The organism is Tateyamaria algicola (assembly GCF_047715485.1).
GTDB lineage: Bacteria > Pseudomonadota > Alphaproteobacteria > Rhodobacterales > Rhodobacteraceae > Tateyamaria.
In genome coordinates this window covers 4,025,428-4,038,856 of sequence record NZ_CP180422.1, presented here as the reverse complement: position 1 = coordinate 4,038,856, position 13,429 = coordinate 4,025,428, and the positions used below count along the sequence as shown (strand labels likewise).

General features: G+C 60.2%; 9 protein-coding genes. 2 read left to right on the top strand and 7 right to left on the bottom strand.

All coding sequences use genetic code 11. The features are described from left to right. Positions 1–113: 113 nt before the first annotated feature. From ACMHLQ_RS22385 to ACMHLQ_RS22370, 4 genes are all read right to left on the bottom strand, one after another. Positions 114–833, bottom strand: coding sequence for a LamG-like jellyroll fold domain-containing protein (locus tag ACMHLQ_RS22385; protein ID WP_415402873.1), 720 nt, complete (start codon positions 831–833; stop codon positions 114–116). Then, positions 830–1,576, bottom strand: coding sequence for a hypothetical protein (locus tag ACMHLQ_RS22380; protein WP_415402872.1), 747 nt, complete (start codon positions 1,574–1,576; stop codon positions 830–832). Before ACMHLQ_RS22380 ends, ACMHLQ_RS22385 begins: the two co-directional genes overlap by 4 nt. Beyond that, entirely contained in the window at positions 1,573–3,708 is a 2,136-nt protein-coding gene (locus ACMHLQ_RS22375) for an MAC/perforin domain-containing protein (protein ID WP_415402871.1), read from the bottom strand. The genes ACMHLQ_RS22380 and ACMHLQ_RS22375 overlap by 4 nt, the downstream gene beginning before the upstream one ends. A gap of 402 nt (positions 3,709–4,110) precedes the next feature. Then, positions 4,111–5,307, bottom strand: a complete 1,197-nt coding sequence (locus ACMHLQ_RS22370) for a tyrosine-type recombinase/integrase (RefSeq protein WP_415402870.1) — start codon at positions 5,305–5,307, stop codon at positions 4,111–4,113. 471 nt (positions 5,308–5,778) lie between these two features. Between ACMHLQ_RS22370 and ACMHLQ_RS22365 the strand changes: the two genes are divergently transcribed. Next, complete coding sequence (locus ACMHLQ_RS22365; RefSeq protein WP_415402869.1) at positions 5,779–8,448, top strand: AMP-binding protein; 2,670 nt, start codon at positions 5,779–5,781, stop codon at positions 8,446–8,448. Here the strand turns inward: ACMHLQ_RS22365 and ACMHLQ_RS22360 are convergent. The 3 genes from ACMHLQ_RS22360 to ACMHLQ_RS22350 form a co-directional block, all read right to left on the bottom strand. Continuing rightward, positions 8,445–9,635 (bottom strand): cytochrome P450, encoded by a 1,191-nt coding sequence (locus ACMHLQ_RS22360; protein WP_415402868.1) that lies wholly within the window; start codon positions 9,633–9,635, stop codon positions 8,445–8,447. The two genes, ACMHLQ_RS22365 and ACMHLQ_RS22360, sit on opposite strands and share 4 nt — an antisense overlap. Then, positions 9,589–10,458: a hypothetical protein gene (locus ACMHLQ_RS22355; protein ID WP_415402867.1), complete on the bottom strand. Its 870-nt coding sequence runs from the start codon at positions 10,456–10,458 to the stop codon at positions 9,589–9,591. The genes ACMHLQ_RS22360 and ACMHLQ_RS22355 overlap by 47 nt, the downstream gene beginning before the upstream one ends. Positions 10,459–10,935: 477 nt before the next feature. Then, complete coding sequence (locus ACMHLQ_RS22350) at positions 10,936–12,024, bottom strand: PQQ-dependent sugar dehydrogenase (protein ID WP_415402865.1); 1,089 nt, start codon at positions 12,022–12,024, stop codon at positions 10,936–10,938. A gap of 157 nt (positions 12,025–12,181) precedes the next feature. On the opposite strand from ACMHLQ_RS22350, the gene ACMHLQ_RS22345 reads away from it, so the two are divergent. Beyond that, positions 12,182–13,381, top strand: a complete 1,200-nt coding sequence (locus ACMHLQ_RS22345; protein WP_415402864.1) for an ABC transporter substrate-binding protein — start codon at positions 12,182–12,184, stop codon at positions 13,379–13,381. Positions 13,382–13,429: the final 48 nt, after the last annotated feature.

Sequence of the window (13,429 nt, the reverse complement as noted above, 5' to 3'; positions counted from 1 at the left end):
CGGACTGGTTCAACGGGCGCGGTGTATCCCGGCCTTTGCGCACTGGGCAGCACCGCGGCGAACCGCTGCACGCCCGGTGCTGAGATGGGCGACCGCTTTTACCGCTGGCCGGATCAGCGCGGGGTCACAGCTTCGATGATGTCGATCGATTCCGCGGAGAAATCGCTCATCGCGCGCAGGAACTCGACATCGGGGTGATCCCCTTCCGGCGACAAGGGCGGCTTGAGCTTGAACTCGTCCAGATAGTCGGGATCCACGGGCGTTCCCCAGAACCGAAGCTGGGCGATCATACCCTGATACCCCGCATCCTCGCCGTTGGCAGTGCCAAGGAACAACGCCGTCGCAGGCAGGGCCGGAACGACAAAGTCGAAGTCGGCCCGCGGCTCCCCGTTGACGTAAACGACCGTGCCGTCCTCGTAGATATTGATGGCGACGTGATGGGGCCGGCCCACGGTGAAATCGTACCCGATCACACCCTCTTCATCCCCGGCCAGAAGGACCAGCCCATCGCGGGCCTCGGTCATTGCCACGGCATAGGACGCGCCAAGTTCACCTGCGCTGGACACGATGAACGGTTCATAGCCCGGGGCCTCTTCGAAAAACGGCATGGTCCAGAACTCGATTGTTCCGCCGCCCGCCATGTCGTAGGCCGGGTCCCAGTCGAAGAAATACCCGAGCCCGTCCGGCATTTCGAGCACGTCGGGCTGGTAGTCCTGGGCTGCGGCAGGGCTGCTGAGCGCCAGTGTGCAGGCCAGTGTTCCCAACGCCATGCGCAGCGACGTCATGAGGCTCCCGACTACAAGCTCTGCCCGCGTGGTTCCGTCTGTGGTCATTGTCCCTGTCCTTCTTGTTCCTGTCCGTTCCCCGGCTGGCGCTTGCGGCCAAGGCTGCGACGGCGCTCCGCTGCGGCCCGCCGTCCGGCCAGCCGGGTCTGGGTCTGCCGGTTGATTTCCGCCTGCTGGGCCGTCTGCTGCTCCGACTGGGCCTGATCGATGGGATTGCCGGCATCATCCCTGGTCAGCCGAGGGGTGACCGGGCTGGCGAGCGTGTTCACCGACGATGTGTCCGTCAGCGAGTTGGTCCGTGTGCGGGCGGCAGTGCCGCGCCCCTGGCTGGACTGACCGTTCTGCGCCTGTACCTGGGGCGCGACCCGGGAACCGGACGCCGATTTGCGCGCATTGCCCGTCCCGGCGGATGTGGACGCTCTGGATCTGGAACCGCGCGTTCCGGCTGAGCTGCGGGAGTTGGCGGTCCGCGCAGCGCCCTGCTGCGACTTGCGTGGCGCGTTCTGGGACGCTGTCCGCGCCCGCCCCCTGGTGGTCGAAGACGCGCGGGCGGTTGTCGTTTGCCGTTTCAGAACACCGGCAGCCGCTGCGCTTTGTTTTCCGCGCCCCTTCGAGGATGTGGAGTTGGACCGGGTCGCAGCCTGCGACTGCTGCACCGGCGGCTTCGCCGCGCTTTTGGTCTTGCCGCATTTCTTGCCGAAACAGCAGCCGAAACAGGCCTGGGCCGGGGTGGCAGGCAGCGTGAGCGCTACTGCCAGAAGGACGGCCAGCGCCGCCATCACATGGCTCATTCCGTATCCTCCAATGCCTTTGCTTCTTCCGTCAGGACTTCGTCCTTCAACGCCGCGACGTCCCAGCAGGGTTTGCCGACCGCTTCCATGTCCAGCGTCAAGGCGAGCCTGTCGGATGCGGCGCTGACCCGGCCCTTGTTCGGGTCGAGTGCCTGAAAGAAGTTTTCATACACGCCGACGCGGATCGCGCTGCCCTCGATAACCTCGATCTGTGTAGGCAGGAAGGTTCCGTCGCGTTCGAACCCGGTCCAGCTGAGCCTGCCGTCCGCCAGCGTTTCCCGTTTCATCCGGTATGCGCTGTAGCGTGTCAGCGGGTTCTCACCCTCCTGAAGATCACGCAAGTCGCCGCCCAGCACATAATAGCCGCTGAAACCGTGTTCCGTCGTCTCGCAGACCATCAGGCTCAACGTCTCACCGCCTGCAGGCCGGAAATGGAACATGTGTTTGTGCGGCAGCGGATGTCGCGGCGCAAGCGAGTCCCGGCTGATCAGGTCCTGGTATCCGCGCAGGTAGGCGTCAATGTGGTCTGCGACCCGGGCCCGGACGCGGGTGTAGATCTCTGGCTCGTCCGGGAAATAGACCGGGGTCAGCAACGTATCGAGGTGCCTGAGATCCAGAAGGATCGGAGCCGGGCTGGACCCGGCGGAATATCCGTTCTCGTTCCAGGACCCGTTCCCGTTCACGGCGACAAAGGTCGAATCCTCGGTCTCATAGCTGTCGGAGGTCGACGAGGCGGTGCCGCTCAATTCACCGTATGTCGCATTCAACGACACCCCCAAACCCTGTGCACTTGCAGAGTGTTTGAAGGATTCGTCGTTTTTTAGGGACTCCGTGTAAGCGGCACGTTCAATCGAGCGTGTCAGCCGCGCATTTGCGCCGAAGGTGATGGCATAGGGATAGTGGGTCCCGAAGCTGCGGATCATTTCGTCCAGTACCTGAGTGTCGTCCGCGCCCTGCCTCTGGATCCGGTAGACCAGGTCGACAAACCGGTCGGACAGCGCAACCTCGCCCTCGTTGAACACCAGCGCCATGATTTTCTGCCGGGAATAAGCGATCACGGACCCGACCGTATCGCTGTCCTGCATCCCCTTCACTTCGTTCTTCGAGTGTTCATAGCTGTAGCCCACCCCGGGCCGGAGAGACCCGGCATCCTCGTCCTCCCCTCCGCCGATCTCGACACCGAAGCCGAAGTTTGCTCCGGTGATGGTCTGGTGTTCGCTCTGGCTGGTGACGATCGACTGGTGGCTCATGGCCCCCTGCGTCCCTTCGACAATCATGGTCCAGCCCTCGGGCACCTCCAGCCGCTCCACAAGGCACTTCCGGTCAGACAGGGCAAAGACGGCGGATTTGTTGTTGTCCAGCAGGAAAAAGGGGTTCTGGAACACGACATCATAGCCGCGCTGGATGGCGCGCAGGTTCTCGATGGTCAGGAAGGCCGCAGCGATTGAGTCGCCGCCGTCGTCCGCGCCACGCAGGCAATGACCGAACCGCGGCTGGGCCGCAGGCCGGACATAGGTGTCCGCCCCCAGGCGGAGCTCTGATCGTCCCGACCGTGTTGTCCCCAACTCCAGCCGATCGCCGTGCCCGGCAGCCCCGCGCGCCGTATAGAACTTGGACTGCCTTCGGTTCGACATCACTTCTGTCAGCGGCGTGTTGTCCTCCGCCTCATAGACTGTGCTGCGCAGGGTGTTGGCGGTGTCACGTACCGTGACCGTGTTGCCGTCCGGGCTTATGCTGAGAACGACAAGCCCCGGTTGCGTATACATTCCATGTGCCAGCGAAGACAGATTGGCATCGCCGCTCCACATGCTGACATCCACGTCCCTGCGCAGCGAGACCTCGATGTCCGGGCGCCAGACTCCATCCGCGCGGGCGAAACAGGGCGTCGCCGTTGCAATGGTCGGATCGGCGGTCCCGTCTGCGACTGCCCAGTCATACGTCCTGGCACCGTCCTCTGTCGGGGTCCCACCACGGGTCGGGTTCGACCCTGCGGGCACACGTTCACCGTTGCGACAGCCCATGAAGTTGGACAGGACCGACACCCCGCGGTCCGACTGTTGCCCGCTGGCGGCTACAGGAAGATATGCAGATAGGACTGCGGCGACAATTGCCACAAGGACAGGCTGATGCACGGCCAAGCTCCGTGAATTATTGAAAAACAACGAAAAACAACACAATAGTACGCATGGACCCTAGCCGGGGATTCACCGCGCGTCCACGGTTATGTCATGCTGCGGACCATGCCGACGGCCCTCGGGGCTGCACGATGTGCCAGGCACAGTTCGAACGCGCCGCTTCAGATGCCTGCCTCACATGGGGTCCTGCCCGCCGACAGCGGGCGGCGCCTCAAAGCCAACAACCGGTCTGACGACATGCATTGCGTCGCAGCAAAAAATGTGCCGCACGCGCGAACGGATGCTGCGTCGGCGAAGCGCGAAAACTGTTTGGCGGGATTGTCCGCAACTCAGTCATAGCGGCGATATCGGCGAACGTCCGGTGCTGGTATGGACGCTGCCGTTGTAGTTAGAGCCGGTTTATGGGCCCCGACCCTGATTTGCTGAAATTGAGATGATTTTTTGCCCGAAGTTGTGACTGATTGTTTTGGTGGCCCATGCCCTCATTAACTCGCGGCGTTTGTCGAACAGATCAGAACGGGCGTAGGCAGCTTCGGCCTTGTCCTTGATGCCATGGGCAAGCGCCGCCTCGATGACTTCGCGAGGAAAGGCTGTGGTCTCTCCCGCCCAATCGCGGAAAGTGGAACGGAAACCGTGGACGGTGATCACGTTACGCTCCATCCGGCGCAGAACAGCGGTCATACTCATATCGGAAATCGGCTTGCCTGCCTTCGTTTCGCTGCCAAAGACGAGCGCGGCCTCTTCGCCCTTTGCGCCGAGCAAGGCTATTGCTGCATCCGTAAGAGGCACGCGGTGTTCCTTGCCCGCCTTCATGCGCTCTGCCTGGATCGTCCAGACCTTTGCGTCCAGATCGACCTCAGCCCATGTCATGCCGCGCGTCTCGCCCGACCGCGCGGCGGTCAAGATGGTAAAGGCGAGCGCCCGCGCCGCAACGCCCTGACGCGTGGATAAATCCGCCATGAACCCGGCAATCTCCGAATGAGGCAACGCCGCGTGGTGCTTCACAGCGCGGACTTTCTTGGGCTTCGGCAAGAGGTGGTCGAGATGGCCGCGCCAACGCGCTGGATTGTCCCCTGTGCGAATGCCAAGCGCAGATGCATAGTCAAGCACTGCTTCGATCCGTTGCCGAACGCGGTTCGCGGTCTCGGGTTTCGCAGACCATATCGGGGTGAGCGCAGCGATTACGTCCGCAGTTTCTATCCTTGCGATTTGAACCTGCCCGATCTTGGGAAAGGCATATGCTTCCAGCGTTGAAGTCCATTGCGCGGAGTGCTTGGCATTTTTCCAACCGGGCTTTTTGCTTTCGATCAGTTCCCGCGCGGCGTCCTTGAAGGTCTTGGACTTGGCTTGCTGCTTTTTGGCTATGGGGTCTTCGCCCTCGGCAATGAGGCGATGTGCTTCCAATGCGCGGTCACGAGCCATTGCGAGTGAAACATCGGGAAATGACCCAAGGCCCAAATCACGCCGCCTCCCTTGCACCTGATAGCGCAGAACCCAAGACCGCGCCCCGGATGGTTTGACATAAAGAAACAGCCCGCGCCCGTCGCCATGGCGTCCGGGCCGTGCTGTTTTTACTTTCTGTACGCTCAAGGGCATATTGTTCCCACATTTGTTCCCACACTTTCCCTCGATTTAAGGTGAACGAGTGCGAACGTCAATGAGAGGCCATGAATTTATATACCTGTAATTAAATGATTATTGTGAGAATGTGCGAATTCAGTCGAACCTTAAAAAACAAGGATTATACGGACTGCCTCTCCGCCATTTACTCCATCTTTGGTATCGGTTTTCCGTTTGACATAGCGCGGCGACAGCAGTCGCGCCGTCGTCTGCGCAACACTGACGCGCCACAAGGCAGTTGCGGCGAAGCACCAAGTCAAACAAAGTGAACAGGCAGTAATGATCGATTGAAGTGTGTTGGTGGCAGTCACGACTATGAAGATGGACTTTCCTTTCGGGTCCCAGACGGCTCTCATCAGCAACGACTGGTCACTCAGCTTCGATGATCTTCACAGACTGCGAAACTGGATCAGACAGGAATTTGCCGGGCAGATTGAAAACCCTCCCGTGCGCGTTGTCGGCTGTCTGCGAGACGATGAAACATCGCTGTTCGCGCTTTTGTTCATCACCGAACTGTTTGACTACATGCCAATCAATCCGAACTTGACGGATTCAGAGATCGCGCATGTGGTCGACAGCTCTGGCGCGGACTGCGCCATCCTGTCGTCGGAGTTTTTGGCCAACAAAGGGCACCTCTTTCAGGTTCCGAGGGTTGTGGACTGGGATGCGCTTGTCACGTCCGCCTGGCAGGGCATGACATCAGGTGCCGTTCCACCACGTGATGCGCTTTCCGCGCATTCCGGGCGCTTGATCCTCCATACCTCCGGCTCGACTGGTCTGCCCAAACGGGTTCCGATCCGCATCGACGCGATCAATGCATCCGCCAGGAACATCGCGGCAGGCCACCAGCTGTCCTCGCAGGATCATGCGCTCAATGCGCTGCCCACTTTTCATATCGGTGCTTTGGTTGATGTATTGCTTGCCCCGCTCAGCGTCGGGGGTGCTGTGTCGATCACTGACAAGCGGGCTCCGGAACAGCTGGCGCATGAAATCATTGCAAAGCGGCCGACCTGGATCCAGATCGTGCCGACCATCCTGCGCCGGATGGTCGAAGACCTTGATCCGGATGTGATCCGCGACGCAGCCACGTCCCTGACATTCATTCGCAGCATCGCAGCCCCTGTGCCCGCAGACCTGCGGCAATCAGCCGAAGACCTGTTCGGCTGTCCCGTCGTCGAGATGTACGGAATGACGGAAACCGCCGGTCAAATTGCAACAAACGGGCGTGATCCAAAATCAGCCAAGCCTGGCAGCGTCGGAAAACCCGTCGGTGTTTCGGTCGCCATCATGGACGGGTTCGGAAACCCTGTTGAGGCCGGCAAGGTCGGAGAAGTCTGCGTCACGGGCCCAACTGTGTTTGACGGATATGAAGGCATGGCCAGGGAAGAGGTGTTCTTTGACGCATTGTTTCGCACTGGCGATCTGGGCGTGGTGGACGATGATGGCTATCTCTTTCTGCGCGGCCGCTTGAAAGAGATGATCAACGTGGGCGGCGAAAAGGTGTCGCCCCATGAAATTGAAACCGCAGCATTGTTGATGCCGGACATTATCGAGGCTGCGGCCTATGCATTGCCGCATCCAAGCTTGGGTGAACAGGTGGGCCTTACTGTTGCGACACGCGCGCCGCATGAGGTCGCGCAAGTAAAGCAGTTTTTGGCGACGCGCCTTGCTGATTTCAAATGTCCCAATGCAGTTTCGGTTGTGGATCAATTGCCGCGACTGGCAAACGCCAAGGTCGACCGGGTTCTTTTGAAGCGCGAAGGCACCCGCGCCTGGCTTGAGCGTACCGGGGGGCACGCTGCGTCTGACGTATCGCTGTCGCCCGAGGCGAAAGCCGTGGCGACCCAGTGGGCGCGTATTCTGAAATGCCGCGTTCCTGCTGGGGATGATGATTTCTTTGACATGGGCGGCGACAGTCTGAGTGCGACGCAGCTGTTGCTGAGCCTTGAGACCAAGCTGAAGCGAAGTATTTCGTCCAACCAGTTGTTTGAAAACCCGACCTTTTCGGGCCTCGTGGCCTCGTTGTCCGACGCCAAGCCGACAACGGTTGAAGAGGAAAGCCGGGCCATCCGGTATGTCCGACAGAACATGGCGGGCTGGCCCGGGCGGGCAACAATCGCGGGCGGGTTGATGCACGGCGTTGGGAGCCTGAAATCCGGCGCCCCGCTGTTCTGGGCCAGTCAGGGTGCAGGCGAAATCCAACCGGTTGTGGACACGCTCGGGCAAAAGCGTCCGGTGTATTTTTCAGGCTCGCTGTACCGGTTCAAAAAGCGGGATGTATCCGATTTTGACGCGTTGGCCCGTCAATTGGCCCGTGAAATTGATACGATCCAGCCCAGCGGTTCGATTTCCCTCGGAGGGTTTTGCGGCGGCGCATCAGTCATGTTGCATACGGCAGATCAGCTCAGGGACATGGGGCGCGACATTCGGGTGTTCATCAGCTTTGATTTCTGGCCTGACCGCCAAGTGAACTTCCCCACGATCCATTGCATGTCGAAGTGCAAGAAGAACTCCGCGCGCAATAACTTTGCGCATTATGATCTGGCGTTAGATCTTGTTCATCCGATTGGCGCACAGATCCTCAATGTCGATTCCGATCATCGCTTTGCAGCAATCGATCTTGCGCCCCATGTGGCTGTTTTGAATGGTGCGATTGATGGCGCCGCCCCGGCGGTCGAAGCGGGGCCAACCCCCGCCACGGGATGGGATTTGGCAAGGCGGATGCAGCCGCCTGGCGCAAAGATCAAGATACTGGACTTTCCGTTGGTCTATGAAAGGGGCGCGCGCCGTACGGTCAGGATTGCCGTTCAGAACACGTCCCAACAGGTGTGGGAACCGACGGCCACAAGCGGCCTGTCGGTGCAAGTCGATCTGCTGAACCTGGACAACCATCTGCGCACTGCATGTGCTGGCTATGCTTCGTTTGATCGAAAGATCGCGCCGTCCGAAGTGGTCGAACTCAGCTTTGAGCTTTCGTTTCCTGACAAGCGTCTGCCGCTTTGGATATCCTGCTGTCTGGTTAGCCAGGGCGTGATGCGGTTCACGTCGAAATCCAGCGGCGCGCGCAAGGTGTTGGTCATGCCAAATGTTTTGCCCAGTCTTCGTGTGCCAGCCTAGCGGGTCAGCCTGAGCGTGACACCTCTGGGCCATTTGTGCCCGAACATCGCTGCATAGTGCAGGTCCGATGTGTCAATTTGCGGCCCCCGCTCGGACAGGATTGCGCAAAAGGTCGAGATCATGGCAATCGCCAGCGACTCTCCAATGCATCTGTGGCGCCCCATTCCGAAACTGAAATCTTCGCTCGGCGCGGCCGCATCATTTGCACTGGCAAGCGACAAAAACACAGGGGTTCCGGCAGATACTCTTTCGCCGCCGATCAGAAAATCCTGCGAGGCGATGCGCGCGATGGTTTGCCCGGGCGTATCTGCCGCGATCGTGTCGCGCACGAAGTCCGGGGTGATATCCGCGTTCTGCGATTGCGACCGCATCATCACGTAAGCGATGGCCGCCTCCACGTTTTCCACGCCATCCGCCAGGATCAACAGCGCGTTGTCGGCGATCATGAGGTCTTTGTCCGCGCCGCTCACATCTGACTGACCGTCCTGATCAAGCAAGTTGAGAAGGCAGGCTGATTGGTCTTTGCGTCGTTCGTGCAACGCGTGGACCAACTGCTGCCGCGCAGCCGCCAGATCGGTATTGGTCTGCGCGAACGTCTCGGCATCTGACGCCGGGGCAAACAACCGAAAGAGCGCACCGGTGAATTGCTTCATGTCTGCGGGCGCAACCTCCACCCCGACAAACTTGCCAATCGTGTCGACGACAAAATCGCGGGCGATGTGCTCGACCAAAAGGAGCCGAGTCGCCGGGGCGATAGCATCGATATGTGTTTGGGCAATACCCGCGATCTGAGGTTCGAACGTGCGCATGCGTTCAAAGAAACATCGGCTCAACCACTTGCGGATATCGACGTGCCGTGGCGCGTCCAGAAAGGGCGGAATGTTCGCCGCGACAGAGGCCGCGACGTATTTGTCGGTGTTCCTGGGCGCCAAGGCCGAAAACCGCGACGGCTGGTTTGACAGCAGCTTGTTCGAAAACGCGGCCTTTACGTCGTCCGGGCGCAGCAACAAAACACCCCCGGAGGTCACGGGACAAACCGGCCTGTGCTCTCGCAGCGCCTTGGCCGTCTCCTTGAATGCAGCGATGGTGCGCGGGTCTGTCAGGTTCAGTGCGTCCTGATGCAAAGGCGCATTGGCGTGCTTACGCGATGGTGCCCCACCGACGCATTGCTTTAGCCATTTCAACATCGTTTGCCTCCAGGTGCATCTCAATGGAACGGACGTCATCTTGGCCCAGCGGCTGACCGCAAGCCAGTTTCGCCAACACGTCGATGTCATAATACCGCAATGCAGCCGACAGCATGAACACCTCGTCGGTCAAATCCGCGGTGGATGAGGGTGACAGCATGTCCGCCAGATTGTCACTGCCAAGGCGCACCTGAATCCCTGCGGCACACAGTTCCAGCACCCGCGCGATGGAGTTGGTGGTCGGTGTCATCACGCCTCTCAACTGGCGCATCCCAATCGCCGCCGACGGGCAGCAGATCACACCGATATTCGCGCGCCGCAGGCGTGTCACCAGATCGCTCCAGCGTGCGTCCGGATAAAGCGACGGGGAAATCATGTGCACGACCCAAATCCTCGGCGCGTTTTCTGTGCCAAAGACAACGCCATCCGCGTCGATGACATCCAGCAATCGCTCGGTCCCGCTCTCATTTGGGTGATTGGCCTGATCCGTATGAATTTGCAGGTCCAGATCGTGGCGCATTGCGAGGTCCAGCATGCGGCTACATGTGTTTTCGTACCCAATGTGATCCGGATAGTCCGTCCTGTCGTCGCGTTCAGGCAGACAGCCCACGAAATCTGCAATCTTCGCGCCCTCCTCAATCAACTCCCACCGTTCCGGGGCGTCATCCCGAAAGCCAAGCGGTGAATAGACCGCTGCGCGAAAGTCGATTTCATGGGCCCGTCTCCGGCCAATCGACAGCGCAGTTTCCAAGGCGCGCAGGCCGAGACCATCTGCCGTCACGTCGATGACACTGTCAGCGCGCCTGGTGTTGCAAGCGACCATGTCATCCAGGCTCTTGTTCAGCCGACGGGACAGGTTTTCAGGCGCATACCAAGGCCCTTGATGAAAGCCAGAGATAAGGCTGTGTTTGTGGCTGAGTGTTGCATGCGCAGTGTTCCCGCACGAACCTGCGGTGGCCCTGTCCAAAGTATGGGAGCGGTCAAGATGAAGATGGGCGTTGTGGTAGCCTCCAAGCTTTTTAACTCGAAGCTCCAAGTCGTTGTAAAAAAAGATTTAGTCAAACGGGCCACTCAACGTAACAGGAACAATATAGAACAAAATCAATTCTTGTTCCGGTCTTAATTGGGCCTTTCTCAGAATTGCCAATCCAGTTTTAATTGGCTGCAACAATAGAGTTTTCTTCGATGTTGGCTAGTCAAAATCGCGGCGCAAAAAGGGGGTGTGGCCCCAAGTTACGCGACCCACTAGATGCAATGCCATGAGAATGTCGGCGGGAAATGCGACGATACGGCGGCGCTGTCAGCGCGACATACGATAGACCGCACCGTTGCCGACAGAGATGAAGAGGATGCTGCCATCGGGCGCCTCGACAATGTCACGCACGCGCAGGGTTTCGTCCCCCTCGATCTGTTCGACCTCGCGCACGTCGGTCCCGGAAATCGCGAGCCGAGAGATGTAGCTGAACTTCAGCGATCCCACGAACATCTCGCCCTTCCACTCGGGGAACATGTCGCCCTGGTAGACCATCAACCCGGATGGGGCCATCGAGGGGTCCCAGTAGTGGGCGGGCTGCTCCATGCCCTGCGCCGCCGTGCCCTCGCCAATCGATCTGCCGGAATAATGCACACCGTAAGAGATCACCGGCCAGCCATAGTTTGCGCCCTTCTGGATGCGGTTCACCTCATCCCCGCCACGCGCGCCGTGTTCGGCCGTCCACAACGTGCCGCTCGCATCCAGACCAGCGCCCTGCGGGTTGCGATGTCCGTAGGACCAGATTTCAGGCAACACGCCCTGGGTGCCGACAAAGGGATTGTCGGCAGGAACCGATCCGTCGCGGTTCACGCGCACGATGGAGCCATTGTGCAGGCTGCGGTCCTGGGCCGACGGGCGGTCACCGCGATCCCCGATCGTGACATACAAGGTGCCATCCGGCGCCTCGACCACGCGACTGCCAAAGTGGCGGCCCGTGCGCCCGCCCACAGCGCTTTCAAACAGGTCACGCATGTTTTCGAGGCGTGTGCCATCCGCGCTCAGCTCGGCTGCGGCAAGAGCCGTACCAGAGCCGCCGCGCTGGGGTTTGGAATAGGTCAGGAAAATCGTGCGGCTCTGGGCGAAATCTCGAGCGGCTGTGATGTCCAGCAGACCACCCTGCCCCTGCGCCTCGACGCGCGGTGACCCGCTGACATCGCTGGCCTGCCCATCAACGATACGCCGCAGCGCGCCGTCCCGTTCTGTCACCAGAAGGCTGCCATCCGGCAGCGGCGCCACACCCCATGGCTCATCCAGCCCCGTGGCCACGGGCGTGACAGTAACCGGGCCGCGATCCGTATCGAGCGCACTTGCCGCAACAGGCATCCACATCAGGCAAAGACCAAGCCAGGCACGCATCACATTCTCTCCTCTGATCAATCCATCCACAGGTAGGCAGCCGCGCCGGTACATCCACCCACATTCACGTGTTCGCGGCAGGACTATTCGTCTTTTCTTTTCCAATTGCCCCGCTTAGGCTTTGCGGCAGGATAAAAAATCCAACGGGAGTAAAAACATGAAAAAACTGCTTATGGCGTCTGCTGCAACCGCTTTGATGGCAGGCACTGCCTTTGCGGACGGCCACGCCAAGGAAGTCAGGATCGGCATCATCCTGGGCTTTACCGGCCCCATTGAATCGTTGACGCCCTCGATGGCGGACGGCGCCGAACTGGCGATGAAAGAAGTCACCGATTCCGGCCTGCTGCTGGACAGCGCGACGGTCTCGTCCGTGCGCGCGGATTCGACATGTGTCGACGCGGGTGCTGCGACAGCTGCAGCCGAACGCCTGGTCACATCCGACCAGGTCGATGGCATCATGGGCGCGGACTGCTCCGGTGTGACCGGCGCGATCCTGAACAACGTAGCCGTGGCCAACGGTGTCGTCATGGTTTCTCCGTCGGCCACTTCGCCGGGCCTCAGCCACAATGACAACGAAGACAACGGCCTGTTCTTCCGCACCGCACCTTCGGATGCACGTCAGGGTGTCGTGATGACACAAGTCCTGATGGAAGAAGGCATCAACGAAGTTGCCGTGACCTACACCAACAACGACTATGGCAAGGGTCTGGCGGACAGCTTCCAAGCTGCGTTCGAGGCAGCGGGCGGCACAGTCACCATCAATGCCGCCCACGAAGACGGCAAGGCCGACTATTCGGCTGAAGTCGGCGCGCTGGCCTCGGCCGGTGGCGACCGTCTGGTTGTGGCAGGCTATGTCGACCAGGGTGGATCGGGCATCGTGCGCGCTGCGCTGGATTCCGGCGCGTTCGATACGTTCCACTTCCCCGACGGGATGATCGGCGCCAAGCTGCAGGAAAACTTCGGTGACGAGATCGAAGGCTCGACCGGCCAGCACCCCGGCACCAACTCCGAAGGGGCCGCGATGTTCACAGACATGGTGGCAGGTGCATTCGATGCCACATCGCCCTTCACACCTGAGTCCTATGATGCGGCTGCCCTGATCATGCTGGCCATGCAGGCGGCAAATTCCAAGGACAGCAACGACTACAAAGAGCACGTGATGGACGTGGCCAACGCACCGGGCGAACAGATCTTCCCGGGTGAGCTGGCCAAGGCACTGCAGATCCTCAAGGACGGTGGCGACATCGACTATGTCGGCGCGACGGCGGTCGAGCTGATCGGCCCCGGTGAATCGGCAGGCAACTATCGCCAGATCGTAATCGAAGGTGGCGAAATCACTACGGCCAAGTACCGCTAAGATTAACGCGACTTGATCAGACAGCCCGGGGCGCAATCCCCGGGCTGT

What these genes read in the sequence shown, in the direction of transcription:
- ACMHLQ_RS22385 (WP_415402873.1), bottom strand. Translation starts at nt 833, where the DNA reads ATGACCACAGACGGAACCACGCGGGCAGAGCTTGTAGTCGGGAGCCTC.
- ACMHLQ_RS22380 (WP_415402872.1), bottom strand. Translation starts at nt 1,576, where the DNA reads ATGAGCCATGTGATGGCGGCGCTGGCCGTCCTTCTGGCAGTAGCGCTC.
- ACMHLQ_RS22370 (WP_415402870.1), bottom strand. Translation starts at nt 5,307, where the DNA reads ATGCCCTTGAGCGTACAGAAAGTAAAAACAGCACGGCCCGGACGCCAT.
- ACMHLQ_RS22360 (WP_415402868.1), bottom strand. Translation starts at nt 9,635, where the DNA reads ATGTTGAAATGGCTAAAGCAATGCGTCGGTGGGGCACCATCGCGTAAG.
- ACMHLQ_RS22355 (WP_415402867.1), bottom strand. Translation starts at nt 10,458, where the DNA reads ATGGTCGCTTGCAACACCAGGCGCGCTGACAGTGTCATCGACGTGACG.
- ACMHLQ_RS22350 (WP_415402865.1), bottom strand. Translation starts at nt 12,024, where the DNA reads ATGCGTGCCTGGCTTGGTCTTTGCCTGATGTGGATGCCTGTTGCGGCA.
- ACMHLQ_RS22345 (WP_415402864.1), top strand. Translation starts at nt 12,182, where the DNA reads ATGAAAAAACTGCTTATGGCGTCTGCTGCAACCGCTTTGATGGCAGGC.